Genomic DNA, 26,851 nt, shown 5'->3' with positions numbered 1-26,851 from the left:
CGTCCAGTCATGGGTCGGTCCGGCCATTCACTTGGTAGATCCGCGCGGCACAGGCGCGGATACAGCTGGGCACAGTGAGTCGCCCCACCGGGAACTCACCCCACCAGGCTCTTCTCCTTGACCGGAGTCCCGACGACCGCGGGCTCCTCCGACAGGCCGAACCTGCGGTGCAGGCGACGCAACGGGCCGGGCGCCCACCAGTTGGCTCGGCCCGCGAGTTGCATGAACGCGGGTAGGAGCAGGCCGCGAACCACGAACGCGTCCATGAACAGCGCGAGGGTCAGGCCGAAGCCGAACATCACCTGGAAGCCGATCTCCGTGGTGATCAGGTTCGAGATCGTGACCACCATCATCAGCCCGGCCGCGGCGGTGACGATCCGACCGGTCCGGCCGAGCCCTCTGGCAACCGCGAGCCTGGTGTCCCCGGTGCGCTCGTACTCCTCCTTGATCCGGGACAACATGAACACCTCGTAGTCCATGGACAGCCCGAACAGCAGGCAGAACATCAGGATCGGGGTGATCGCGATCGTCGTCCCGGTGACCTCGACACCGAACAGCGATGCCAGGTTGCCTTCCTGGAAGATCCACACCATGGCGCCGAAGGTCGCGCTGAGGCTGAGCAGGTTGAGCAGCAATGCCTTGAACGGCAGCAGGATGCTCCCGGTGAACAGGAACAGCAGGAGGAAGGTGGACAGGCCGATGAACAGCAACGCGATCGGGAGTCCGTCGTCGAGCGCGGTCATGGTGTCCACCAGCGCGGCGGCGGTGCCGGTGATCAGCACCGGCCACGGGGCCTGGGCAGCCCGCAGATCGGCGACGAGTCGCTCCCCCTCGGCCGAGTACGGTTCGACATCGGGCGCGACCTTCAGGAACGTGCCGTTCTCGTTGGCCATGGCTGCGGCGCCGGGATTCGGCGGGGCTGTCGTGCGGCCGTCGGTGAAGGTGCCGACCGACGAGGTCACCGAGGCGACGCCGTCGATCCGCGACAGCTGCTCGGCGTAGGACTGGATCTGGGCCGCCCGGCCGGCCTCGTCACGCACACCGCCGGCGACCACGGTCAGCACGTCCGCCTCGCGCGAGTCGAACCCCTCGCGCACGGTGGTCTGCACCTGGCGGCTCTCCGCGGACGCCGGCAACTGCCGGTCGTCGGGCAGGGAGAACTTGGCACCGAGGAACGGCGAGCCGAGGAGCAGCAGGACGGCTACCACGATCGTCGCGACCGGGATCGGGAACCGCATGACGGCGGTCGCGATCCGGTACCAGACGCCCTCGTCCGGCGTGTCGGCGGACACCTTCGCCGGACGGCCGAGAAGCTTGCGGAACCCCTTGCGGAGATCGAGGCTGTTGATCTTCGACCCGAACAGGGCGAGCAGGGTCGGCATCAGGATGATGGCGGAGAGCGCCGCGAACCCGGACACGGCGATCCCGGCGTACGCGATGGACCGCAGGAAGACCAACGGGAACACGGCCAGCGCCGCCGAGGCGAGCGCGACCGTCACCGCGGAGAACACCACGGTCCGGCCCGCCGTCCGCACCGCCGCCACGATGGCCTCGGACCGGTCCGCCTTGTTCGTGATGTCGCCGCCGCGATGGCGGAGTTCCTCGCGATAGCGGGAGACGATGAACAGGCTGTAGTCGACCGCCAGACCCAACCCGATCACTGTCGCCGTGTTCATCGCGAAGATCGACACATCGGTGACGCCCGCGATCAGCCGGAGGATGAACAGCGTTCCGACGACCATCGGCAACACCATGATCAAGGGCAAGGTGGCCGACACCAGGCTGCCGAACACCAGCAACAGCACCAGGAACATCACGGGGAGCGCGATCAGCTCCATCGCCTGGAGGTTCTTCTGGATCGTGTCGTCGGTGTCGAAACTGGCCGCGACGCTGCCACCGATCCCGACCGTCAACCCGTCCTGCTCGCCGCCGAACTCGGACCGCAGATCGGTGATCCGCTTGGTCGGATCACCCGCGCTGTCGTCGACCCGGGCCAGCACCAACGCGGACGTGCCGTCCCGGCTCTTCAACGCCGGGTTCTTGTTGGCCGTCCAGTAGGACAGCACGTTGCCGATACCCGGCTCGGCCGCCAACCGCTTGGTGAGCTCCGTGCCCGCCGACGTCGCGTCGGACGAATCGATCTCGCCCTTGCTCGTCACGAGCAGCACCAAGTTCGGCTCCGCCACGCCGAAGTCGGCCTGCAAGCGTTCCCTTGCCACGCTCGACTCGGCGGCGGCGTCCTCGAACCCACCGTTGACCAGCTTGTCCACGACCGAGCCGCCCAGCGGGCCGGCCACCGCCAGGAACGCGATGATCCCCATCAGGAACCATTTCGGCTTCCCCACGATCGCCTTGGCGATGCGCACCAACATGACCAGACTCCCGAGCGGTTCAGAGGAATTCCTTGATGGGGAAGGTCGGCTCGCCGTACATGCGGGTGATCACCCACGCCGGGGTCATCCACAGGCCGAAGTTGCGCATGAATTCCGGCTTCGTCCGCTGCATCGACTGCAGGCGCCGCGAGATGCCGACGACCCTGCGCACCCGGCGGAAGCGGTCCAACTCGAACTGGCGCAGCGCGGCGACCGGGTCGTTGATGCTCTCCAACCGCCTGGTCAACACCGCGGCGTCCTCGATCGCGATGCACGCGCCCTGGCCGGCGGTGGGCAGGAACGGGTGCGCGGCGTCGCCGAGCAGGGTGACCCGGCCGGTGCCCCACTGCGGGTCGGCCGGGCGGTCCCTGGCCTCGTCGCGGTGCATGGTCTCCGGCGGCGTCGACCTGATCATGTCCTGGATGATCGGGTTCCAGCCGGTGAGGTTCGGCTTGTCCTTGCCGGGGTCCAGGAAGAACCAGTACGTCCGACCGTCCGGCAGCGGGAACATGCCGGACGAGCCGGTCGGTCCGAAGTAGACCTCGGCGATCCCGGGACCGGGCGTGAGCGCCTTGGGCACCACGCCCTGCCAGCCGAGCAACTGCCTGCTCTTCGGCTCCACGTACCCCGGCGGCAGCAGCGACTTGCGGACCATCGAGCCGACGCCGTCCGCACCGATCACGATGTCGCCCTTGATGATCTCGCCGGTGGACAGGGTGACCCTGCCGTCGGCGGTCGCGCGCGTGACCTCCGCGCCGTAGCGGACGTCGGCGCCCGCGACCGAGGCGAGCGCTTCCAGCAGCTCCACCCGCAGCACCGCGTACCCAGGCTCGCCGTACTTCTTCACCAGCGTGCCGACCAGGTCGATGTCGGCGACCTTGAGGCCGTTGCCGAGCCGGTACACCAGGTTGTCCAGCTTCTGGCTGACCTCGACGACGGCGTCGTACTGCTTGTCACCGCCGACCAGTCGCAGCGCCCGGAAAGCGTTGGGCCACATGGTGAGCCCGAAACCGTGCCGCATCTCGGGCGCTCGTTCCAGGATGGTCACGTGCGCGCCGCGCTGGGTGAGCATCCCTGCCAAGGTGAGGCCGCCGACGCCACCGCCTGCGATCACCACGTTCAGTCCGCGCACCATGGATGCTCCCTACCGCTCTATCCGATGCAGCCGGTTTCGGCCCTCACTGGATAGATCCGAGCGGTGATGGTGCAGATACACCCGTGCGTCAGTCCACGGTGGCCTCGAACAACGCGACGGCGCCGACCCTGGTGACCTGGACGTGCGGGAAGTGCCTACGCAGCAGGGAATCCAGGTCCGAGAGCCGGTCATCGGTGTTGCTGAAGACGCGCTGCTTGTTGAGCCACCAGAACTGCGTCCGGGACAACGGGTTCGCGTGCGCCTCACGGTCGCCGACCACGGTGCTGCCGAACACCGTTGCGCCGGGGTTGAGGTATGGCAGCAGGTGTTCGAACACAACGCCCTTGCCGCCGTCCGCGCCGTCGAACGACCCGGGCAGGCAGTGCAGCAGGAAGTTCAGGCCGACCGAGTCGAACCGCTCGTCGCCCAGGTCGAGCGGTTCGAGGACATCGCGCTGGAGCTGCACCGGCCGGTAGCGCTCCAGCCTGCGCGCGGTCGCGGCGAGGCTGTTGACGTTCAGGTCCACCAGGACGACTCGCGGGTCCGGCACCGGAAAACTGGTGTGGTCCAGGAAGTAGCCGGTGCCCGGCCCGAGGTCGAGGTGGCTTGCGCCGACGTTGCGGTCGTACTGGTCTTGCATCCGCTCACGCGAGCAGCGCCAGGCGAACTTGGAGACCGCGCCGAGCACGACGGTGTCGTACCAGCTCAGCATGAATCGCGAGTAGACGGCCGCGCCGTCAGCCGACTTTGAACTCATGAACGTCCGCCCAGATCAGGAGGGGCGTCTTCATGGCCCCACCCTTGACCGGGTGACTCGGGTGTACCCGTCGGCGGGACGCGAACGGGAATCCGTCGGACACCTGGTAGTCCTGGGTGAGGTGGCACGCGTGTGCCCAGGAGCTGCCGAAGACTTCAGCAGTGTAGTCGTGCTCCACCACGAACGACGTGCTCGGGTCGAACCGGAACCGCTGCTCCCGACAGTGCGTCGCCAGGTCGGCGGGGAAGACCGCGGTCAGCTCGTGGTCGCCGGACTGGGTCCAGTCGACGCCGGGCCGGTGCAGCAGCGCGGGGAAGGTGAAGTAGTTCCACAGGGCGTAGCCCAGGAAGTACATCATGTCGAGTTCGTCCCAGCGCAGCAGCCGACCCCGGTACGGGAACCGGGACCTGGCGTCCCGCCGCACGTCCGGCGTCCCGTCGACCGGCTCCAACCAGACGTCGTGACCGGCGAGCAGGCCGTCCCTGCCGTCGTGGAAGTCCCGGAACCGGATCCGCTGCTCGGCGATGTCGGCCACGACGCGCAGCCCGGTGAACCGCCCGGCACGGCCGCGCTTCCAGCCGAACAGCAGGCCGCCGGCGTCCAGGGTGGCCTCGACGGTGCTCGCCTGTGCGAAACGCTCGGCGAGGTAGGCGTCGGACACCTTCTGGTGCAGCTCACTCATCGGTGCGCCTTCCGTGCGGTGCGCTGGATGGACGCGCCGAGAGCGCCGAGCCAGCGCACGATGCCGAGCGGGCTGAAGCCCTTGGTGGGGACGTAGCCGAGCTGGAGCAGCAGGCCGAGCGCATCGATCTCCTGCCAACTTTCGACGATCTTGCCATCGCGCATCCGGCACACCACGATCTGGCTGATCGCGAACGGCTTCCCGGTCGGCACCAGCTCGCGGTACTCGCCGAGGTGGGTGCCGGACATCCGGACCCGGCACACCACCCGATCGCCGACCGCGACCAGGTCTTCGATCGACGCGACCGCGTCCGGGAAACCGGTCAGGATGCCGGTGACGAACTTGGCGTAGCCGTCCGGCCCGAACACCGGCTCAGGCTCGGCGTGCGGCGGCGAGTGGCCCTCGTAGTCCGCGTGGAAGATCTCCGGACAGATGTGGACCGCCTGCTGGTTGACGCACTCCGCAATCCACCTGCGCAACGCGACCGAGTTGGCCTCGCGCCGCTTGTCCGTCACGCCCGCGTCGGTGACGACGACCTCGGCATCGACGTCCGGCGCACCCACCGGCGGCTCGCCGGGCTTCGGTGCCACCAACCGCCGGCCGACCCTGCGGAACCCGGTCCGCACCGCCCAGGCGAACGCCTTGCGCGGCCCGGTGACGCCGTACGGCGGGGCGAGGCCCACGGTGATCGCGATCCCGAGGTGGTCGGTCTCGACCCAACCTCGGGTCAGCCGCCCGTCCTCAGCCAGCTCGAACACGCAGGTCTGGGTGAACTCGACCGCGTGGCCGGTCGGTGGTGCGCCGCGGAACGGCCCCCGGTGGCGGGCGGCGGTACGCAGGCGCAGCACCACCTTGCCCGTGCCGACCAGCATCTCCTCGATCACCGTGTGCGGCGACGACCAGGTCCGGTGGAAGTCCTCGATGAACCGCGTCGCCCCGGCGACACCGACGAGTGGTCGCTTGGTGATGTGCGGTGGCAGATGCAGGGTGAACCCGTCGGCGATGAGTTCGTGAAGCACGTCGAGTCGACCGGCGTTCAACCCGTCCCGGACCCAACGAACCGCCGAGGTCCCGGTGTCGATCTCAGTCACCACGTCGGTCACCCGAGCCCCGACGCCGTCATCGCCCCGCGCGATCCCCCGGTCACCGGGGCGACCGTCCGATCAGCTCCACAACGATCCCCTTCCGCCAGTACTACCTGTCCAGATCCCGGCGCCGGGCCACCGGATACAGCTGTCAGGCGAGATGGATGTCGTCCCCGTCCACCCGGACGGAATGGGACTCGATGGCGCTGACGGCAGGCGATTCGAGCACCGAGCCGGTCCGCAGTGGCACGCCGTCGTGGCTGCACTCGCCGCCCACGGCCAGGATCTCACCGTCCACATTGGCCAGTAGGACGTCGTCACCGTCGTGCTCGATCCGCCGGATCGTGCCAGGGGGAACGTCAGTCGTGCATGACCGGACAGCGAGCCGCGACGGGCTCGACCGGGACCGGTGCGGGCACGGCGTCGGCCCGCACCGACCGCTTGGTCAGCGTGGCCAGCACCGGCTCCTGCTGTCCCAGGGTGAGCCCTGGTCGAGGCAGGACCGGCTGCCCCGGGATCAGCGACACCTGGAACCTGCTGACGATCATCGCGATCACCAGCTGCATCTCCATCAGCCCGAACGCGTCGCCGATGCACTTGCGCGGGCCGCCGGAGAACGGCCACCACGAGTACCGGTGCCTGCCGTCGGCCTTGCCGTCGGCCCAGCGGTCCGGGTCGAAGCCCTCCGGGTTCGGCCAGTGCTCCGGGTGCCGGTGCGTGACGAACGCCGACAGCAGCACCATCGACCCCTTCGGCACGTGGTACCCGGCGATCTCGTCGTCCTCGGTCGGCGTGCGGGAGATCAGCGACACCGGCGGGTACAGGCGCAGCGACTCCCGCACCACGCACTCCAGGTACGGCATCGCCGCCAGGTCGTCGACCGTCGGCTGCCGATCACCGAGCACGGCGTCCACTTCGGACATCAGCTTCCTCGTCACCTCGGGATGGCGGGACAGCAGGAACAGCGCCCAGGTCAGTCCGGAGGCGACCGTCTCGTGGCCGCCGAACATGAACGTCATGACCTCGTTGCGCACCTGCTCGACGGTCATCCCGGTGCCGTCGTCCTCAGTCGCCAGCATCAGCGACTCCAGCAGGTCGTTCGGGTGCTCGCCCTTGTCTGCCTGCCGGTCCCGGATGACCCGGTAGATGATCTTGTCCAGGTCGGCCTTGGCCTCCCGGAACTTGCGGTTGGCCGGGGTCGGCACCCACTCCGGCAAGCTGACGAACTTCTCGAACTTGCGGTACGCCTCACCGATCGCGACGTGCACCGCGTGTTCCATCACCTTGGCGTCGGCCCGCCAGTTCGCCGCGAACAGCGCCTGCCCGAGCACGCCGAGCGCCAGCCTGGTCATCTCCGAGGTGATGTCGACCGTGGCGCCCGAACGCTCCGAGCGGTCCCACTCGCCGAGCATCTCCTCGGTGGTGTCGACCATCACCTGACCGAAGCTGGTGATCAACTGCCGGTGGAACGCGGGCTGCGCCAGCCTCCGCTGCCGCCGCCAGAAGTCGCCCTCGCTGCAGATCAGCCCGTCGCCGACCAGCGCCCGCCAGCGGTCGCTGACGAACGGCGTCTTCGGGTAGATCTGGTGCTTGTCCTGGAGGACGTGCTTGATGCCCTCCGGCCCGGCGACCAGGAACACCGGGAACAGCGGTCCGATCCCGACGAACCGGACGACGTCGCCGTGCTCGCGCCTGCCCTCCTGCAACGCGGTGAGGATGTCCTTCTGGAACCTGCGGGCGTTGCCCAGGATCGGCTCGCCCCTGGGCCCCGGTGCCTGCCTGGCCATCAGTGCGCCTCCTCGGCGGATCGCAGTCGCATGTAGAGCGGGTCACGCGGACGCAGCGAGATCGCGGGCTCCGGCACCACCGTCTGCCCGTCGACGAGGTCGAGCCGGAACCGGCGGGCGATCATGGCCACCGCCAACGGCATCTGCACCATGGCGAAGCTGTCCCCGATGCACTTGCGCGGACCGGCGCCGAACGGCAGGTACGCCATCCGGTGCCGGGCCGCCATGCGCTCCGGGGTGAACCGCTCCGGGTCGAACCCGTCCGGGTTCTCCCAGAAGTCGGGGTGCCGGTGCGTGACGTACGGGCAGACGACGACCCAGCGGCCCTTGGGGATGTGGAACCCGCCCACCTCGTCGTCCTGGTCCGCGCAACGCATGTAGACGAAGATCGGCGGGTACAGCCGCATGGACTCCTGCAACACCATGGTGGTGTACGTCAGCTTCGGCAGGTCGGCGACGGTCGGTGTCCGGTCGCCGAGCACCTCGATCGCCTCGGCGCGGACCTTGCGCCACACGTCCGGGTTGCGCGAGAGCAGGTACCAGGTCCAGGTGAACGCCGAGGACACCGTCTCGTGCCCGGCGACGAAGAACCCGCTCACCTCGTCCCGGATCTGGTCGTCGGTGAACGTCGTGCCGCTCTCGTCGTCCTTGGCGTTCAGCAGCAGGCTGACCAGGTCGTCGCTGCCGCCGTTGCGCCGGCGCTCCTCGATCAGCGGGTACAGCACCGAGTTGATCGTCTTCAGCGCGCCGTCGAACCGGTTACGCGCCGGGCCGGGGATCTTGTACGGGTCCACCGGCGAGGTCATCCGCTTGTGCGTGTACCGCAACGCCTCCGCGACCGCGGGCTCGATCTGCCCGAACTCGGTGGACCAGTCGGTGCGGAACAGCGCCCTGGCCAGGTTGGTCAGCGACAGGTTCATCATCGCCGACTTGACGTCGATCGGCGTCCCGGAGTCGACCTTGCGCTCCCAGGACTCGATCAGCTCGGCGGTGCCCTGCACGAACGTGTCCGCGAACTGCTCCAGCACCTCCCGGTGGAACGCGGGCTGGGCGAGCCTGCGCGAGCGCCGCCAGAACCCGCCCTCGGCGGCCACCAACCCGGTGCCGACGATGGTCTGGAGACAGCCCTGCACCTTGACCGGGCGCGGGTAGTTGCGGTGCTCGTCCTGGAGCACGCGCTTGACGTGGTCGGGGTGGGCGAACAGGTCGATCTTCAGCGGCCCCTTGAACCGGATCACGTCGCCGTGGTCGCGGAACGCGGACATGAACGCCCCGATGTTGTCCCGCTGGATCTCCCTGATGTTGCCGATGATCGGCGCGCCGCGCGGACTCGGTGGGGCGAGTGTTGACGACATGTCGTTCCCCTCAATTCCTGGCTAGAGCGCGAGCGCCGGCACGTCGTCCGGCTTGAACGTCGGCACCTCGAGGGACGAGCCGAACCTGGCCAGCACCTCACGCGCGGCGTTCATCCCGGAGAGCACCACCCGGAATGACGCCGGGCCCTCCTCCGTCCAGTGCCCGCACAGGAACAACCCGTCCACCGGCGCCTCGTGCGCGAGGCGCTTGCCACCGATCTGGTTCGGCGTCAACGCCCAGCCGTAGGTCGCGCCCTGGTAGTTGCGGGTGAACCGCTCGATCGTCAGCGGGGTCCCGGCCTGCAACGACGTCAGGTTGTCGCGCAGCCCGGGTACCAGCGTCTCGAACTCGCCGAGCAGCGCGTCGGCGTAGCGATCCCTTTCCTCCCACCAGTTCTTGCCGTCACCACGCCGGTAGGGCGCGACCGCGGTGGCGATCAGCATGTGCTCGCCCGGCTTCGCCAGCGACTCGTCCATCATGGTCATGACGCTCAACGACATCCCGGCCGGGCGGGCGCCGCCGAGCACGTCGCGCCACGTGTCCTCGTGGTCCCAGTGGTTGTACTTGAACGTCTCGTGCGCGTGCAGGTACTCGGTGACGTCCTGGGTCGTGGTGGCGTAGACGCAACAGGCCGACATGGACGGCACCATTCGGTTGACGCGCTTGACGAACCGCTCGGGCAGGTGCTCGGCGCCGATGAGCGTGTCGAACGTCTGGCGCGCGTCGGCGTTGGAGATCACCACCGACGCCTGGAACTCGCGGCCGTCCTCGGTGCGCACCCCGGTGACCTTGCCGTCGGTCACCACGATCCGCTCGACCGCGGCCTTGGTCAGCGCGTCGCCACCGTTGCGGCGCACCGCGGCGAGGAACGCGTCGACCAGCTTCTGGAAGCTGCCCATGCAGTAGTACGGGCCGTCCACCAGCACGCCGAGGAACTGCGAGTACGCGAAGAACGAGAGCTGCGACGGCGGTGCGCCCATGTACGGCCACAGCGCCGAGCAAGCCGCCTTGAGCCGAGGATCGCGCAGGTGCTCGTCGAGCACCTGCTGCAAGGTCGCCGTCCGGTACCGCATCAGGGTCGGGGCCAACTCGGGCAGTTGGTCCATCAGCCGGGGGTCGGTCACCCGCATCGGCATCCTGGCCAGTTCCAGGAACATCTGCCGCCGCAGCCCGAACAGCGTCCGGATACCGTCGGCCTCGGCCGGGAACTCGCGGATGTGCGCCTCGGTGAACCCGTCGATGCCCGCCGGGGCGAACAGGCTCATGCCGGGGAACTCGGCCTGGTACAGGTGGTCGATCGGGGTCAGCTCGCACTCGTCCCCGACGCCGAGGAAGTCGAGCAGGCCGATGACCATCTCGCCCTCGGCCATGATCCGGATCGCCGAGTCGAACGTCCTGCCGTCACGCTCGAAGCTGTGCGCGAGGCCGCCGAACCCGTCCGCCTGCTCCAGCACCAGCACCCGGAAGCCCGCCTTGGCCAGGATCGCGGCCGAGGACACACCACCGAGGCCACTGCCGACGACTATGACGTCGTAACTGTCGCCGCTCATCAGGCACCGCCGGTCGGCGCCGGGGTGGTCCAGTCCACGACGATGCCGCTGTAGATCCACTTGGTGCTCTCGACGCCGACCAGCATCACGCGCTGACCCGGCGTGATCTTGCCGCTGCGCCAGGCGTCGTCCAGGAACAGCGGGACCGCGGCGCAGCCGACCGCGCCCATCTCGCTGAGCGCGTCGAACACCTTGCCGTCCAACGCCTTCCAGTCCTCGGTGTCGAGTCCCTGCTCGATCAGCGAGTCCAGCATCCAGCCGACGTTGCCCTCCGGCACCAGGCACAGGTCGATGCTGTGCACGTCGATCTTGCTGTTCCGGATGGTCTCGCCGATCGCCTCGATCACCATCTGCGGGGTGAAGTCGCCGGCGCCGACCACGTCGACCTTCAGGTCCACCAGGCGCTTCGCCTTGAGCTGCTCGTGGATGGGCGCGTGCGTGCCGCCGCCGACCGACCAGATGCCGGGCTTGCGGTCGCCACCGATCGCGGCCATCGCACCGGGCAGCAGTCCGCCGGGCTGGTCATCGGCCCGCAGCACCATCGCACCGGCGCCGTCGCCGAACATGTAGACCGGCATCCGCTCGCGCATCCGGATCTTGTCCGGGTCCTTGCCGAGGAACACCGGCGCCAGCACCGGCGAGATCGTCTCGCTGCCGACGATCAGCGCGGTCCTGTAGGTGCCCGCTTCCAAGTACATCCTGGCGATGTCGAGTGCCTGCACCACGCCGGCGCCGCCGGAGCGGATCTCCAGGGTGGCGCAGCGGACGAGGCCGAGCCGCTCCTGCACCATGTTGACCACGCCGGGCAGCGGGTAGTCCGGGGTGCCGGTGGCCAGGATCATCAGGTCCACTTCGGCCGGATCGACCCCGGCGGTGTCCAACGCCTGCTTGCTGGCCTTGTACGCCATGTCCGAGTTGTTCTCGTTGTGCTCACCGGTGACCGGGTCGATCATCCAGTACCTGGTGTGGATCGACAGGCCTTCCGCCACCTCCGGCGGTAGCGGGCCGACCAGTTCCTCGATCCGGCTGGTCGGGATGGGCTCCCCGGGCTGGTATCCCCCGGTGCCAATGACGTGCACGCCCATGCTCAGCGGTCCTCTCGATCCGGTCAGAGCCTTCTCACCCAGGCTCAGTCACCACTACAGATCAGCGCGGGGTGACCCCGGATACAGTTGGTCCGATCAAGAATCGTGCGCTGCCGCCTCGCGTCGCCGACCTCGCGTGGGCCGCCACTGATACCCGCATTCCCCACGGTGCCGGAGCGTCAAGGCCATCACCCGCGAGCCGCTACGACACTCCCCGTGATCAACCGTGGACACAGAGGACACATAAGAGCCACCTCACCGCGAGGTGGACGAGGCGCGCTGCGCACCCGTCACGGCGGAGGTGCCGAGGTCGGACTTGGGCAGCGACCGCCCGGCGGCGGCGGCGTCGGACCAGGTCTCGGTGTCGGTGACGGCGGCGAAGTTCGAGTTGAACAGTGCCATCAGCGCGGTGTGGACGGTCTTCGCGTCGACGAAGCCCGCCTCATTGGCGATGCTGATCGCGCCGGTGGCGTCGGAGAGCACCTCCGCTGCCAGTCCGTGGGTCTCGGCTTCGGCGGCGGAGGCGAGCACGCAGTTGTTCGTCATGTAGCCGACGAGGGTGACGGTGTCGATCTCGCGTTCCCGCAGCCAGGCGAGAAGGTCGGTGCCGGCGAACACCGTGCCGTACTGCTTGACGATCGACTTCCACTCGTCCGTGCGGCGGCTCGCGACTTCCGGGTGCAGCTGGAAACCCTGCTGGGTGGGATTGAACACGGGCGCGCCGTCACCCGCCGAGTGCTGTACCGCGACGACGGGGATGCCCGCGTCGGTGGCCGCGTCGATCGCCCGCGCGATCCGGGGCAGCGAGTCGGCGTGCGGCGGGTACTGGATCTCCAGCGGCCCGCCGAAGTACTCCTGCTGCACGTCGATGACGACGAGGGCGCGGCGCGGGGTGGTCATGACCTGTGTGCTCCTTGATGTCGGTGTCGCCGCCTGTGTGGGCGGCATACCGAGTCTGCGGGCTGGGCACGCCGCGGGCCATTGGCACAAGTGCGATGTTACGATGAAATCGTGCCAACCTCCGCAGGAGCCCTGCGCGTCGCCGTCTACGCCTTCGACGGCGTCACGATGTTCCACCTGTCCGTGCCTCAGCTCGTCTTCGACGAGGTCACGCGGCAGGGCTTGGGCGACTGGACGACGGTGCTCTTCTCCGACCGCGCCGGGTCGATCCGCACCGCCGAGGGTCACCCGATCGGCGAAGTGCTGGGCCCCGCGGCGGCTGAGGAGGCCGACATCGTGGTCGTCCCCTCCTGGTTCGAGGACGATCGCGTCGCCGGCCCGGCATTGCAACGGACCTTGACGAAAGCCCACGGTCGTGGCGCCACGATCGCCGGGCTGTGCCTCGGGGCCGTCGCCGTCGCGGACGCGGGCCTGCTGTCGCGGCGCACCGCGGTGACCCACTGGCAGGCCGCCGACATGCTCGCCGCCCGCCACCGCGACATCGACGTGGACGCCTCCGCGTTGTACATCGACCACGGCGACGTGCTGACCTCCGCGGGCACCGCCTCGGCGATCGACGCCTGCCTGCACCTCGTGCGCGGCAGGCTCGGCGCCGCGGCGGCAAACCGGGTCGCACGCAGCCTCGTGGTGGCCCCGCACCGCGAAGGTGGGCAGGCGCAGTACATCGAACGGCCGCTGTCCCCTCAGTCGGTGAACGATCCGATCGCCGTCGTCAGCGAGTGGGCGTTGCGGCACCTGGCGGAACCCCTGCCGGTCGAGCGGCTGGCCGGTGTCGCACACCTGAGCCGACGCACCTTCATCCGGGCGTTCCAGGCCTCCACCGGCATCACCCCGGCGGCGTGGGTCAGGCGTCAGCGCCTCGACGAGGCCCGCCGGCTGCTGGAGTCGACGGACCTGCCGATCGACCAGGTCGCTGCCACCTGCGGCTTCGGCAGCACGGTCACCATGCGCCAGCTCTTCGCCGCGGCGTTCGACACCTCGCCGTCGGAGTACCGCCGACGGTTCGACGCCCGTACCGCGGACAGCAGCGCCTCGTAGGCGGCGCCCAGGGTGGACGCCGCCTACGAGGTGTGGAGAGATCATTCAGTTGTCGTGCCGGTCAGCTGATGGTCACAGCGCCGGGTAGGCGTTGCGCATGAGCTCCTGGAACTGGGCCGAGAACCAGTGGCCCGACAGCGGGGCGTTGGGCAGCGCGCCGGACATGTTGTTGCCGTTGCGGATGTTGCCGGTGTAGGTCGGGTCGCACATGCGGTCGAAGCCCTTGCCCTCGTCGTTGGGGATGAGGGTGCTGGAGCCGTCGGACTCGCCCGGCGGCTTGATCCAGACGTAGGCGTCGATACCCGGCTTGGGAGCGGCCTTCGGACGCTCGCCCAGACCGGCGCCGGACTGGTTGCACCAGTTGCCCTTCTGGTGACGGCGGTCGATGCGCGACTCGTTCACGTAGGTGGTCGGGTCGCCCGAGGTCGACTTGGCGGTGGGCCGGTTCGGGCCGCCCCAGCCGTTGCGCGAGGTGTCGATCAGCATGCCGATACCGCTGTCGAAGCCCTGCTTCACCAGCTCGGTGCGGAACGCGGTGGCGAAGCCCACCTCACCGTTGAAGTCGTTCCAGTCGACCCACTTCACCGATTCCTTCACCGGCTTGCCGCCGACGTTGTCATCCACCTTCCAGAACGGCTCCTCCAGCGGGGAGTAGTTCGCCGTGTTGGTGATGAAGCCGTGGATCTTGTCCTTGGTGGCGCCGTTCTTGCCCAGCAGCGTCGCGAACAGCTTCGCCGAGGCGTAGAAGTTGTCGTACTGGGGATCCGTGTCGCCCCAGCCGATCCAGCCGTGGTGGCCGGCGTCGATGTAGTTGTAGACGTTCGAGATCGCACCGAGCTTGCCCAGGGCGTAGGACACGCCCTCGATGTAGTTGCCGTTCTGCTTCATCGTGTCGCACTCCGGCGTCGCGGTGACGCGCGGCGAGACGTTGGTGACCAGGTTCGGCAGCGAGTCGATCTCGATCACCGAGACGACGCGCAGCTTGGAGTACTCCGGCCGGGCCACGATCTCGGCGATCTTGTCGATGTACTCGGTCTTGTAGCGACCGATCTCGTCGGCCTTCAGCTCACCGTTGGAGGCCAGCGCGGCGCAGTCGCGGCCGGGCAGGTTGTAGATGACGACCTGGAAGACCAACTGGCCGTCCGCACGCGCCGCGCGCTGCTTCTCGGCCTCGTTCAGGTGATCGACCAGACCCATGGAGCCGGTGGTCGGCGAGCCGTTTCCGGTGATCGCGCTGGTCCGGTCCATCCACACACCGGTCGGCTGGTTCGCGATGCGCGAACCACCCGACTCCGCAGCCGCCTGACGCGACCACTGCGGGTTCACGTACACGCCGGCTCCGACGTACGGGTTGTCGACCCTCGGACCTGGGTTGGTGCCGCTGGTGGTCGTCGTTGTGGTCGTCGTGCTGCTGGTGGTGGTCGTGGTCGTGGTCGTCGTGTCGACCGACCCCGTGCACACCGTGCCGTTCAGCTTGAACTGCGTGGGCACCGGGTTGGACCCGTTCCACGTGCCGTTGAAGCCCGGCGTCGCCGACGCGCCGGTGCCCAGGTTGGCGCTCCAGGAGGAGTTGCGGACCGTCACGCGGCTCCCGGACTGGGAGAAGTCGCCGCTCCAACCCTGCTGGACCGTCTGGCCGGCGGCGAAGTCCCACTCCAGCGTCCAACCGCCGGAGATGGCGTCACCGAGGTTGGTAACCGTGACGTTGGCGCCGAATCCCCCTTGCCACTGGTCTTGATCTGGTACGACACCCGGCAACCGGGAGCCGCGTTTGCGGTGGCCGTCGAAGCCACCACCCCGGCAACGGACAACGCCGCCACCGTGGTCACCGCCAACGCTCCGGCCAGTTTCCGAGAACGTACGAACGTGCGCAGACTCATGCATCTTCTCCTTGCCAGGAACCCACCATCTGGGAGCGCTCCCAGTGACGGGGATGGACGTCGGTGTCCAAGTCTTGGATCGTTTCCGCCGCTACCGGGAATGGTCAGGCGGTGGTGCAGGCCAACGCGGCCGCTGACGGCGTGCCGGTGCCGATGAAGCCGAACGAGGCGCTCTCCCCCGGCTTCACGGTCCCGTTCCAGGACGCGTTCTTCGCCGTCACGGTCGAGCCGGAGGTGGACAGGGTGGTGTTCCAGGCGTTCTGGATTCCCTGGCCGGCGGCGAGCGTCCAGGTGACCTGCCAGCCGGTGATGGCCGTGGTCTTCTGGTTCTTCACGGTGACCTCGGCCTGGTACCCGCTGTCCCACTGGTTGGTCACGCGGAAGGTCGCGGCACAGCCGTCCGTGGGCTCCGGCTGGGTACCCGGGTCCTTGAACTCGGGCAGCTCGTCCAGCGTGATCACGTTGGCGTGGTTGTAGACGCGCTGCACGAAGTCGCGCGGGTTGGTCACGCCGTCCTGGATGAACGAGCCGCTCCAAGTGACGAACCAGGACCAGCGAGCCTCGTAGGCCCGGACCAGGTCGGGGTCGGGGATGGAGCCGACCTCGCCCAGCGCGACCAACTTCTCGTCGCCGCCCAACTGCACCAACCGGTCGTACTGACCCACGGCCGCGCTGTGGTCGCCCTGCGGCAGGTAGACGTCGGCGCTCACCACGTCGACCACGTCGTCACCGGGGTACCAGTCCGGCGAGATCGAGTTCCACACCCAGATCAGGTTGTGCAGCCCGTGGTGCCCGACCAGCCGGTCGTGCAGGATCCGCCACAACTGCTTGGCCGGACCGGAACCCTTGGCGCCCCACCAGAACCAACCGCCCTCGGCCTCATGCAACGGCCGGAACAGCACCGGCACCTTCGCGTCCGCGAGCCGCTTGAGCTCCACGGCGATCGCGTCCATGTCACGGATCAACAGCTTGTAGTCGGTCGAGGACGTGTCGGCCAGTGCCGCGGCCAAGTCGAACGTGGTCGCGGAGGTGTAGAAGCCGCGCCACCACTCCTTGCCCGGCTGGTCGATCAGGCCGGACGGCGCGTTCCAGTGCCACACCATCGTGATGATGCCGCCGCGGGCGTCGTAGGCCAGGGCGTGGTCCACGTCCCGACCCGTCGTGCCGCGCTCGACCCGGCTGGGCGAGTAGTCCATCAGGTCGTAGCCATCCACCGCGGGCGCCTTGCCGATGTTCTGCTCCACCCAGTCGATGCTCGCCTGATCCTGTTGTCCCGACAAGATGTTCTTGCCGTAGTTGTCGGTCAGGTACCGCATCAGGCCCTTGGCCTCCGCGGTCGCGGCCGGGTCGGTCAGCTCGCCGGTCACCTGGTGCGGCGGTCGCGGCGCGCTGGGGGTCACCTTGATCGCGTCGATCAGGTACCAACCCCAGTTGTTGGTCACGGTGACCGTGTTGTCACCCGATCGCAGCAGCACCTTGCCCGCGGGAATAGTGGTGAACGTCGGGTTCTCGGGGAACGAGACGTCACCCAGACCGCTGCCGTTGAGCGACAACGAGGCAGTCTTCGCACCGTACGGGGTGGCGTAACGAATGGCCAGGTCGTGCAATCCACCGGGACTGTCCGGGATGGTGATGGTGACCGAGTCGGAACCCTGGTCGAATCCGGCCACGTATCCCGTGCCGGAGTAACCCGCCAGGCTCGACTCGACCACAGTGCCATTCAGGACACCCGTCTCGGCTTCGAGCCAGGTATCGGCTGCCGCAGCCGGCAGCGGTGGCGCCAAGGCCGTCAGGAGTATCGCGGCCACAAACGCAGAGCGCACGTCAGTAATCCCTTCGCATCATCGGTCAGGGCCGGCCTGTGATCTGGGAGCGCTCCCAGTCGTGCGGTCGGCGAGTGACCCCTCATGCAAGGAGGCATTGAGCGGGAGGGATCACTGCCGATCGGAGGTTCACTCTGGAACCGGTTTGGAGCGTAGCAACGGAACTTTTCGGATGAAATCCGGTAAATGGCCGTACATCAGACGTCGAGGCGGACGATCGGTGGCAGGGAGCCATTAATTGCGTATACGTACGAACTCCGATACTGATTGTTCGCCTGCTGCGTAGTGCCGATCCTCACTAAGCAGGCGATGTCCCTGCATGCCATCCCGTGGTCAGCACGCGAGGGGTGCCCGACGGGGTGACGGGGCGTTACCTGGAGTCGTTTCCCTGCTACGACTGAAGGAGTTTGATCACGCATGTCCACGTTAAAAAGGACAGGCAAGCGCATGGCCGGGCTGTGTACCGGTGTGGTCTCGACCATCGCGCTGACGATGAGCGTCGTCGGTGTCGCGCAGGCGGCTGAGGGGCAGATCTTGGGCGCGGGCGCCCGGGATGCCGTCGAGGGCAGCTACATCGTGGCCTTGAACAGCGCGCCGTCGACGGCGGTGAGCGCCCAGGCGGCGGTCTCGGCGCGGGCGACCGACTTGGCCGGTCAGTACGGCGGACAGGTCGCGCACGTGTACTCGTCCGCGATGCGGGGCTTCTCGGTGCGGATGAGCGAGCAGCAGGCGAAGCGGCTCGCCGCGGACCCGGCGGTGCGCTACGTCGAGCAGAACGGTGTGGTGCGCACGTCCGAGACGTGGGGTCTGGACCGCGTCGACCAGCGCGACCTGCCGCTGGACAACAGCTACGCGGCGCCGAACGACGGGTCCAACGTCACGGCTTACGTCGTCGACACGGGCATCGCGTTCGACCACCCCGAGCTGGAGGGTCGGGCCGTCAGCGGCTACGACTTCATCGACAACGACAGCGACGCGAGTGACTGCCACGGCCACGGAACCCACGTGGCCGGCACGATCGGCAGCAAGACCTACGGCATCGCGAAGAACGTGGACATGGTCGCGGTACGGGTGTTGAACTGCGGCGGCAGTGGCTCGTGGGACCAGGTCATCGCGGGCATCGAGTGGGTGACCAAGAACGCCCCGCAAGCCGCGGTGGGCAACATGAGCCTCGGTGGCAACCGGAGCACCTCGATCGATGAGGCCGTGGCCAACTCGGTCGCGGCGGGTGTCGCGTGGGCCGTCGCGGCGGGCAACGACACGAAGGATGCCTGTGAAGTCAGTCCGGCCGCCGCGCCGGGCGTGCTGACCGTCGGCGCGTCGGACAGCGAGGACCGTCGCAGCCGTTGGGGCAACGGCGGGTCCAACTGGGGCGAGTGCGTCGAACTGTTCGCGCCGGGCAGCAGCATCACCTCCATCACCCAGGACGGCAAGACCGCCGCGTGGAACGGCACGTCGATGGCCACCCCGCACGTGGCCGGCGCCCTGGCGCTGGTGTTGGCCGCCGACCCGGACATCTCGGTGGCCGACGCCAACGCCCTGGTCCTCGACACGACGACCGTCAACAAGATCTCCGACCCGTCGGACACGCCGAACCGGCTGCTGTACGTGGACGACCTCGGTGCCCGTGATCCCGGTGCTCCGAAGGCTTCCTTCGCCACGAAGTGCTCGTCGACGACCCCGGACTGCTCGTTCGACGCGTCGGGTTCGACGGACCCGGACGGCTCGATCTCCTCGTACGCCTGGGAGTTCGGCGACGGCACGACCGGCACCGGCGTCAAGCCGTCCCACAAGTACAGCAAGAACGGCACGTACACCGTGAAGCTGACGGTGACCGACAACAGCGGCAAGACCGCCACCACGTCGAGGAGGGCCGTCGCGGGTCCGCAGCCGCCGCGGGCGTCGTTCAGCGTGATGTGCCGGCAGGCCTTGTGCTCCTTCGACGGCAGCGGGTCGACCGACCCCAACGGCGACATCGTCTCCTACGCCTGGGACTTCGGTAACGGCAAGACCGGCACCGGTGTCAAGGCCGACCACACCTACTCGACCACGTCGCAAACGGTCACCTTCACCGCCAAGCTCACGGTGACCGACAGCTTCGACCAGAAGAGCACCGTCAGCAAGCAGATCCGGTGCCACGGCGCCCCGTCCCCGAACTTCCCGACCTTCTGCATCCCGCTGATGTTCTAGAGCCACACCCCCATGTAGAGCGGCGCTTCCGGCAACCATCCGGGAGCGCCGCTCGTTCCCGATGCGACCTCAGTGGAGGCGGTCGGCGTGCAGTTCAGCGCGCGAGTTGATGCCGAGCTTGCGGAACAGCCGAGCCACGTGCTGCTCGACCGTCCGCGAGGACAGGAACAGCTTCTCGGCGATCTCGCGATTGGTCCTCCCGGCCGCGACCATGCGCGCGATCTCGACCTCCCGGGGCGAGAGCTCGTTGCCGTACCCGCGCCGTCCCCGCCGAGCCTGTTTCGCGCTGCCGAGGGTGTGCAAGGTGTGGCGGCAGCGCGCGGCGTCCTTCGACGCACCGAGCGCGTCGAAGGACGCCGCCAGTTCGGTGAGCAGCTCGACGGCCTTCTCCGGATCGGACGGCGCCAGCACCGTCGCCTCGCGTTCCCTTGCGATGGCGGCGAAGTACGGCGCCGGCATCGCCTCGTAGCGCGAGATGGCCTCCCGGAAGTGCTCGATGGCCTCGGTGGGTTCACCCCGCGCCTCGGCGAGCGCGCCCCGGCACTGCGCGAGGGCAGCGAGTACGACGGGCACGTCGCGGTCGGCGATGCCTTCGGCGACCTCGTCCACCAGCCGTTCGGCCTCTGCGGTCCGTCCGGTGGCCGAGTAGCCGGCGACCGCGACCGGGGCCAACGAGCCGACCCAGGACCAGCCGTCACACTTCCGCACGGCGGTCAGCCCGCGGTCGACCTCCGCCGCTGCCGCGGCTGCCTCCTTCCGCTCCAGCAGGATCGAGGCCAGACCCGCGATCCCGCTGATCGCCACGGGAACGATGGCGTCGTCCGGGTCGTGGGCCCCGGTCCGGCCGAAGTGCTCCTCCGCCACCGCCCAGTCGCCACGGGTCGCGGCGAGCCAGCCGAGCACCAGATCCAGCTCACCGGTGTTGACGGTGATGTCGCGGTACTCCTCGATCAACCTGTTCGCCCGCTCCTCCAGGCCCGGCCACCGGCCGGTGATCCAGTCGAGTCGCGCCTCGGTGGTCCTGCCGGTGCTGACCACCCACGGCGCGCTGCTCTCGGTCGCGAGCCGCAACCCGTCGCGCAGGAACCGGGCGCCCAGGCCGAGGTGGCCGAGCCACACGCATACATCGGCGACGTTGCACCGGAGCCGGGCGAGGTGCATTTGCCCGCCGGGCGTGTCCGCGTGCTCTGGCACCTCGTCCAGCCATTCGAGGTGGCCCTGGTACATGGCGGACCCGACTTCGCTGGCCAGTAGATGGATCCGCAGCTCGCCCGTCGCGGCCATCCGGTGTGACTTGGCGAGATCCTGCCACCGCCGCAACCCTTCTGGAGGGACCGTGCCGTTGCACGGTACGGCGAGTCCCGCGGCGGCGCGGGCGACGAGGTCGGGCCTGCCCGCCAACTCGTCGACAGCACGTTCGAGCTCGGCCCGCCCCTCCCGGATACGGCCGATCAGGCGAAGCAGCAAGAAAGCCCGCTGCAGGCGCACTTCGCCGCGTACCGGAGTGGCCAGGCGCGGGTCGGTCAGCAGGCGTTCCAGGGTCTCGGTCGGGTCGCGCTGGTCGAGCCCGGTGTTGGCGATGCGCCCGAGCTTGATCGCCAGCCGGTCTACCGCGTTGGCGGGCAGCACCGGCACGGCGAGCAACCGTTGCAGCAGCGTGGTCGCCGTCGCCGCGTCACCGGAGTCGATCGCCCGGTCCGCCGCCGCCTCCCCGTAGGTCAACCAGTCCGCCGTCCGGCCCGCCCGCTCGCTGTGCCCGGCCAACTGCACCAAAGGCTTCGGCTCCACGTGCTCCAACGCGTCCACGGCGCGGCCGTGCAAGGCGGCACGCTCCGGAGCGCTGATCGTGTCGTAGACAGCCTGACGGGCCAACATGTGCCGAAAGCCGTACCGCAACCCGTCCACCTCGTGCAGGACGTGCCCGTTCACGGCGTGCGAGAGCGCCGCGCTCACCTGGTCCGCCGGGACGCCGCCCACCTCGGCAAGCAACTCGGCGGGCGCGGGCGCGCCGAGCACCGCAGCCGCCTCGACCAGGCGAACCGTGGCGGTAGGCAGCGTGGCGAGGCGATCGGCCATCGCGTCGCGCAGCAACACGGGAACCTTGACCGCGTCGAGCAACCGTTTGGCACGCACGCTGCCCGCGTACACGGCACCTTCAGGGTCACGCAGGGCGCGCAGCGTTTCCTCGACCACGAACGGAATGCCCGCGGTCCGCTCGTGCAGCCGGGCCGCGAACTCCGCCGAGACCTGTTCCGCGCCGAGGATGGCCTCGGTCAGCCCGCGCACCCCGTCGACGTCGAGCGGTTCGATCTCCAGCACCGCAACGGTACCGCCGATGGCGGACCGGAACTCCGCACCCAACGGACTGCCACCGTGCAGGTCTTCCCGCCGGTAGGTGAGGACCATGCTGAGGTTGGCCGGCGGTCCGTCGGCCAGGAAACGCAGCAGCCGGCGGGTGCCGTCGTCGGCCCAGTGCAGGTCCTCGACCACAAGCAGCACCGGACCAAGCGCGGCCAGGAGTTCCCGCACAGCACGGAAAAGCCGGTGTCGCTCGGCCCGCGGATCGCCGAGCGGCGGTAACGGGGCGGGCAGCTCGGTGGCGATCTCGGGTAGCAACGGGGCCAGCGCGCCGATCACGGGATTCAGCTCCCGCCGCCCGGCCAGCCTCGGCCCCGCACCCCGCAGCGCCTCCAACAGCGCGCCGTAGGAGAACGGCTCGCCGACCTGCCTGCAGTAGCCGACCAACGGCGGCATCGCGCCGAGGTCCCCGGCGAGCAGCTCGGACACCAACCTGCTCTTGCCCACCCCCGCCTCGCCTTCGAGCAGGACGACCGCGGGACGGCGCACGACGAGCTCACGCAACGCGGCCAGGTGCCCGCCGCGACCGATGAGGACGGGTGAGCTGGTCCGGAACCAACGACCGTGCCACGCCGAAGACACATCACTTCGACGCATCACCACACCTCCCAGGCGCACCGACCCGGACGTCACCGGGTGCCGAGCCTAAACTTGTAGTCGTTGCGCGGAGGTATGTGAAGGTCGGTCGGGTAGATCGCCTCAGCGCTCCCCTGGGATGGGCCGCAGCAACGACATCGCCACCGGTCCCGCGTTGACAACGTTGACCGGCACTGGACACACGCATGTCCACCGGGTTACGGTCATGCCACCGATGTTTGCGCAAACACGACGCCCTCCGTTCCGCCTGGAGCACCCGGTCCCACCGGTGCTCGCAGCCCGGCCCAGCCCCTCTCACACCGTGGTGAAGGAAAGCTGTCATGCCTCTGCTCCACCTTTCGCGCACCCATGAGGTGACCGGTCGCGGTCTGCCTACGGCCCCGCGCTCCACAAGACTGTGGCCAGGGCTCCGGAACGGCACACGCCGGCGGGCGCCCGGACCGGCCTGATCGGTCAGCGCTCACCCGGCTGACCTCACGCCTTCCGCGTACCTCACTGCCCCTGCTCGACGCCAACCCGCACCGTGCCGCTCGCCCTCCGCACGGCGGGTTCGGCGACCGTGCACGCGGTTCACCCGCCGACCCCCCGAGTGCGGCACGTCGGCGGCTTCCGACAAGGAGAACTCATGATCAATCGCAGAACGGTGCTGGCCGCGGCCGGCGTCGCAGCCGCTGCCGGCGCGCTGGGCACGGGTGTCGCGCGCGGCGACGCGACCATCGGAGTCGACCCCGATGTCGACTACGGCGCATGGGAGGGCTGGGGCACGTCGCTCGCGTGGTGGGCCAACGTGTTCGGCGATCGGGACGACTTCGCCGACCTGTTCTTCACCACCAAGACGGTGACGTACAACGGCGTCGCCCTGCCGGGTCTGGGCATGAACATCGCCCGCTACAACCTAGGCGCGTCCAGCTGGAACGCCATCGGCAACGCGCGCATGGTGGCCTCGCCGAACATCCCCCGGTTCAAGCAGATCGAGGGCTTCTGGCAGGACTGGAACAACGAGGACCCGACGTCGTCCGCGTGGAACTGGAACGCCGACGCCAAGCAGCGCGCGATGCTGGTCAAGGCCACTGAACGCGGCGCGATGAGCGAGCTGTTCGCGAACTCTCCGATGTGGTGGATGTGCAACAACCACAACCCCTCCGGCGCGGCCGACGCCTCCGTCACCAACCTCCAGTCGTGGAACCACCGCCAGCACGCCCACCACCTCGCCGTCACCGCCCGACGTGCCCGCGACCAGTGGGGCGTCAACTTCCGCACCGTGGACCCGTTCAACGAGCCGTCTTCGAACTACTGGCACGCCAACGGCACCCAAGAGGGCTGCAAGATCGACGCCACCACCCAGCGCAGCGTCCTGGCCCACATGCGCGCCGAGCTGAACCGGCAGGGCCTGAGCGGCACGAGGATCTCGGCGTCCGACGAGACCAGCTACGACTTGGCCCGCACCACCTGGAACGGCTTCGACTCGACCACCAAGGGCCTGGTCAACCAGGTCAACGTGCACGGCTACCAGGGCACCGGCGGTCGCCGTGACCTGCTGTTCAACGACGTGCGCGCGGCGGGCAAGGTGCTGTGGAACTCCGAGCACGGCGACGGCACCGGCTCCGGCCTGCAGACGGCCCGCTGCCTGCTGCTCGACTTCCGCTGGCTGCACCCCACCGCGTGGTGCTACTGGCAGGTCATGGACACCACCGCGGGTTGGGGCGCCATCCGCTACGACGGCAGCACCCTCCGGTCGGGCGCGGTGGAGACCAAGTACTACGTGCTGGCCCAGTTCACCCGCCACATCCGGCCCGGCATGCGCATCCTCGACACCGGCAGCGACCTGGCCGTCGCCGCCTACGACTCCGGCGCCCGCCGACTCGTCATCGTCGCCGCCAACACCGGAACCGCCCAGACCCTCACCTTCGACCTGTCCGGCTTCACCCAGGTCACCGGCGGAACCAACGGCGCGGTACCCCGCTGGTCCACCGAGACCGCAAGCAGCGGCGACCGCTACACCCAACGCGAGGGCGCCGCTCTCAGCGGCAAGACCCTCCGCGTCCCGTTCGCCGAAGGCCAGGTGCAGACCTTCCAGATCGACGGCGTCGTGCGGTGATCCCGTGAAGGCGCGCCGCCGGACCTGTTGCCGGGTCCGGCGGCGCGCCCCGGATCAGCTGTTGCGCTCCGAATACAGGCAGTACATGTCGAACCCGCCGCCACTGGCGTCGAACTGCTTGACCAGGTCTCCGCTGCGCTCGAAGTCGGCGAGCAGGTGGTGGGCGCCCTCACCCAGACCGACCGCGAACAAAGGCTTCCCGATGGGCGAGTCGCAGGCGGCGGCGCCGGCACCGGGCGCGTAAACCTCCGGGCAGGTCGTACACGCAGGCAGGGTGAACTCGTGCGCGGTGGAGCCCGCCAACTTGATGTCGATCGAGCTGTTGACGACGTTGTAGAAGGTGATCGTGATCGGGCCGCCCGTGCCGAGGGGTGCTGGCACCGGCACCCGCGCGCCGGTGCCGATGGCCACCTTGGCGGCGATCTGCGCCGACTTGGCCTGCGGCAGGTCGCCGTGATCCGGGAAGGTCTTGATGAACCGGTCCAGCGTGCCGACCGCGATCGCCGCCTGGCCGTCGCGCAGCTCGTTCAGCCCGCAGTCGAGCATGGCGCGCGGGTACTGGTTCTTCGCCTCGCCCGCCACCTTCGCGGCGACCTTGTTGGTCAGGCCCGCGAAGAAGGCGAGGACGTCCACCGCCTTGCACGGCTGGCCGGCGGCGATCGGCGCGATGGCCGCCGCGTACAGCGCGTCGAACGCCGCGGGCACCTCCTTGGCGGTCGGCGTGTCACCGAACTCGTCGGCGATCGCCTCAAGGGCGGTGGCCGCCGCGCTGGCGCTGACCGGCGTTTCGGAGGTGAGCTTCTTCGCCAGTCGCATGTAGGCGTCGGCGACCTCCGGGGCGAACGACTCGTCCTCGGAGAGCAGGTCGCGGTAGACCTTGATCGAATCGGCCAACTTGCCCTCGTCGCGCAGCCCGCGGGCCCACGTCGTGTAGGTCTCGACGAGCTTGTCGCGGACGAACGGGCGCAGCGGGCTGTCCGGGTGGTCGACGCGGAATTGGCCGTAGCGCTGCACGACGGTGGCTTCGTCGTCGGAGTCGGCCGCGTGGGTGAAGTCGGCGCACTCGACCAGGCCGCGATTCGCCGCGGAAATGTCCGAGCTGAGCGTCAGCTCGTAGGGCCCGGTCACCGCCTTGAACTGGTCGGTCGCCACCGCGCAGTCACCGCGGCCTTGAGCGGCGAGCCCGTCGTCGTAAGTGCCACGGCCCAGCACGCCGTACCCGATGTACGCGCCGACCACAGCGACCACCGCGATCGCGCCGATCACCACGGGCCGCCGGTTCGCGATCGGCGGGTGCTTGACCGCGATCCGCCGCGCGTCGAGGACGAGGATCACGAGCCAGACAGCGGCCAGGATCCGCCACAACCACGGGTTGGCCGCCGCGTTGGTGATGAACGCGACGACGACGAGCGCGACGGTGAGGACGGTGGCCGTCCACGCCTGCCAGCGTCGGCGAAGGTAGAAGTAGCCGGCGCCGACCCCGGTCAGGTTCAACAGCACGGCGGCCGCGGTGGACTTCGGCTCGGGCGGCGTCGGCGGCGTTGGCGGGATCCGCAGGATCGGGTCGGTCGGCGTCGGGTCGACCCACTCGGCCGGCTGCTCCGGCCCACCCGGCCGCGCCCACGGATTCGCCGCCACGGTGGGGTAAGCCGCCGTGGGGTCGGAGGAGTGGGGGGTCGCCGGTTCAGCGGCAGGTTGTCCAGCGGCCGATTCAGCAGCCGGTGGTTCAGCAGCCGACGCTTCGGCGGCCAGCGGTTCAGGGGCCGACGCTTCGGCGGCCAGCGGTCCAGCGGGATCCGATCCGGCGGCCAGCGAGTCCGCCGCCATCGCCTCGATGGCTTGCGGTGCTTCCGATTCGGCCGGTGCGGGTTCCGCCAGCGGTTCGGCGGCTGGTTGTCCAGCGGCCGGCGGTTCAGCGGCCGGCGGTTCAGCGGTTGCCGCTTCCGTGGTCGGTGCTTCCTGCTCCGCCGTTGCTTCCTGCTCCGCCGTTGCTTCGTGCTCCGCAGTCGCTTCCTGCTCCGCCGAAGTCGGCTCCGTCGGCAGTTCCACGACCGTGGTTTCAGGCTGTGCCGCTTCGGCAACAGGCTGTGACACTAGC

The 26,851-nt window shown here is 69.0% G+C and carries 18 protein-coding genes; 3 read left to right on the top strand and 15 right to left on the bottom strand.

Features of this window, described 5'->3' with window-relative positions; translation table 11 throughout:
- Window positions 1–95: 95 nt before the first annotated feature.
- The 11 genes from F4560_RS05585 to F4560_RS05535 form a co-directional block, all read right to left on the bottom strand.
- Window positions 96–2,372, bottom strand: a complete 2,277-nt coding sequence (locus F4560_RS05585) for an MMPL family transporter (RefSeq protein WP_184917136.1) — start codon at window positions 2,370–2,372, stop codon at window positions 96–98.
- Between the two features lie 19 nt (window positions 2,373–2,391).
- Window positions 2,392–3,507 carry an FAD-dependent oxidoreductase gene (locus tag F4560_RS05580; RefSeq protein ID WP_184917133.1) on the bottom strand — a complete coding sequence of 372 codons (1,116 nt, stop codon included), beginning with the start codon at window positions 3,505–3,507 and terminating at the stop codon, window positions 2,392–2,394.
- A gap of 88 nt (window positions 3,508–3,595) precedes the next feature.
- Window positions 3,596–4,264 carry a class I SAM-dependent methyltransferase gene (locus F4560_RS05575; RefSeq protein ID WP_184917130.1) on the bottom strand — a complete coding sequence of 223 codons (669 nt, stop codon included), beginning with the start codon at window positions 4,262–4,264 and terminating at the stop codon, window positions 3,596–3,598.
- The gene (locus F4560_RS05570; protein ID WP_184917127.1) at window positions 4,245–4,946 is read right to left on the bottom strand and encodes a hypothetical protein; all 702 of its coding nucleotides are present in this window, start codon (window positions 4,944–4,946) and stop codon (window positions 4,245–4,247) included. The genes F4560_RS05575 and F4560_RS05570 overlap by 20 nt, the downstream gene beginning before the upstream one ends.
- A complete protein-coding gene (locus F4560_RS45985) occupies window positions 4,943–6,040 on the bottom strand; it encodes an ester cyclase (RefSeq protein WP_184917124.1) in 1,098 nt (365 codons plus the stop codon). Before F4560_RS45985 ends, F4560_RS05570 begins: the two co-directional genes overlap by 4 nt.
- 142 nt (window positions 6,041–6,182) lie before the next feature.
- The gene (locus tag F4560_RS05560) at window positions 6,183–6,338 is read right to left on the bottom strand and encodes a Rieske (2Fe-2S) protein (RefSeq protein WP_246478139.1); all 156 of its coding nucleotides are present in this window, start codon (window positions 6,336–6,338) and stop codon (window positions 6,183–6,185) included.
- A 52-nt stretch (window positions 6,339–6,390) separates the two neighbouring features.
- Window positions 6,391–7,818, bottom strand: a complete 1,428-nt coding sequence (locus tag F4560_RS05555; RefSeq protein ID WP_184917121.1) for a cytochrome P450 — start codon at window positions 7,816–7,818, stop codon at window positions 6,391–6,393.
- Window positions 7,818–9,173 carry a cytochrome P450 gene (locus F4560_RS05550; RefSeq protein WP_184917118.1) on the bottom strand — a complete coding sequence of 452 codons (1,356 nt, stop codon included), beginning with the start codon at window positions 9,171–9,173 and terminating at the stop codon, window positions 7,818–7,820. Before F4560_RS05550 ends, F4560_RS05555 begins: the two co-directional genes overlap by 1 nt.
- A 21-nt stretch (window positions 9,174–9,194) precedes the next feature.
- Window positions 9,195–10,724, bottom strand: coding sequence for a phytoene desaturase family protein (locus F4560_RS05545; protein WP_184917115.1), 1,530 nt, complete (start codon window positions 10,722–10,724; stop codon window positions 9,195–9,197).
- A complete protein-coding gene (locus F4560_RS05540) occupies window positions 10,724–11,809 on the bottom strand; it encodes a 3-oxoacyl-ACP synthase III family protein (protein ID WP_184917112.1) in 1,086 nt (361 codons plus the stop codon). The genes F4560_RS05545 and F4560_RS05540 overlap by 1 nt, the downstream gene beginning before the upstream one ends.
- Before the next feature lie 255 nt (window positions 11,810–12,064).
- On the bottom strand, window positions 12,065–12,709 hold the full coding sequence (locus F4560_RS05535) for an isochorismatase family protein (protein ID WP_184917109.1): 645 nt from the start codon (window positions 12,707–12,709) through the stop codon (window positions 12,065–12,067).
- A 111-nt stretch (window positions 12,710–12,820) separates the two neighbouring features.
- Between F4560_RS05535 and F4560_RS05530 the strand changes: the two genes are divergently transcribed.
- Window positions 12,821–13,807, top strand: a complete 987-nt coding sequence (locus tag F4560_RS05530) for a GlxA family transcriptional regulator (RefSeq protein WP_312868529.1) — start codon at window positions 12,821–12,823, stop codon at window positions 13,805–13,807.
- Window positions 13,808–13,879: 72 nt separating this feature from the next.
- Here the strand turns inward: F4560_RS05530 and F4560_RS05525 are convergent, their stop codons facing one another.
- Both F4560_RS05525 and F4560_RS05520 read right to left on the bottom strand, forming a co-directional pair.
- Window positions 13,880–15,565, bottom strand: a complete 1,686-nt coding sequence (locus tag F4560_RS05525) for a glycoside hydrolase family 6 protein (RefSeq protein WP_281391881.1) — start codon at window positions 15,563–15,565, stop codon at window positions 13,880–13,882.
- Between the two features lie 226 nt (window positions 15,566–15,791).
- Complete coding sequence (locus F4560_RS05520) at window positions 15,792–17,510, bottom strand: glycosyl hydrolase (RefSeq protein ID WP_221483351.1); 1,719 nt, start codon at window positions 17,508–17,510, stop codon at window positions 15,792–15,794.
- 417 nt (window positions 17,511–17,927) lie between these two features.
- Here F4560_RS05520 and F4560_RS45420 point away from each other — a divergent pair, with 417 nt between their 5' ends.
- Window positions 17,928–19,700 (top strand): S8 family serine peptidase, encoded by a 1,773-nt coding sequence (locus F4560_RS45420; RefSeq protein ID WP_184917106.1) that lies wholly within the window; start codon window positions 17,928–17,930, stop codon window positions 19,698–19,700.
- A 69-nt stretch (window positions 19,701–19,769) separates the two neighbouring features.
- Here F4560_RS45420 and F4560_RS05510 read toward each other — a convergent pair whose 3' ends face one another.
- Window positions 19,770–22,655: an ATP-binding protein gene (locus F4560_RS05510; protein WP_184917104.1), complete on the bottom strand. Its 2,886-nt coding sequence runs from the start codon at window positions 22,653–22,655 to the stop codon at window positions 19,770–19,772.
- Window positions 22,656–23,280: 625 nt separating this feature from the next.
- Here F4560_RS05510 and F4560_RS05505 point away from each other — a divergent pair.
- Window positions 23,281–24,753, top strand: a complete 1,473-nt coding sequence (locus F4560_RS05505; RefSeq protein WP_184917101.1) for a glycoside hydrolase — start codon at window positions 23,281–23,283, stop codon at window positions 24,751–24,753.
- 54 nt (window positions 24,754–24,807) lie between these two features.
- On the opposite strand, the gene F4560_RS05500 is transcribed toward F4560_RS05505, so the two are convergent.
- Window positions 24,808–26,391: a hypothetical protein gene (locus F4560_RS05500; RefSeq protein ID WP_184917098.1), complete on the bottom strand. Its 1,584-nt coding sequence runs from the start codon at window positions 26,389–26,391 to the stop codon at window positions 24,808–24,810.
- Between the last annotated feature and the right edge of the window lie 460 nt (window positions 26,392–26,851).

It is taken from the genome of Saccharothrix ecbatanensis, from assembly GCF_014205015.1.
Classification (GTDB): domain Bacteria; phylum Actinomycetota; class Actinomycetes; order Mycobacteriales; family Pseudonocardiaceae; genus Actinosynnema; species Actinosynnema ecbatanense.
This window is presented reverse-complemented; position numbering and strand designations above follow the sequence as displayed.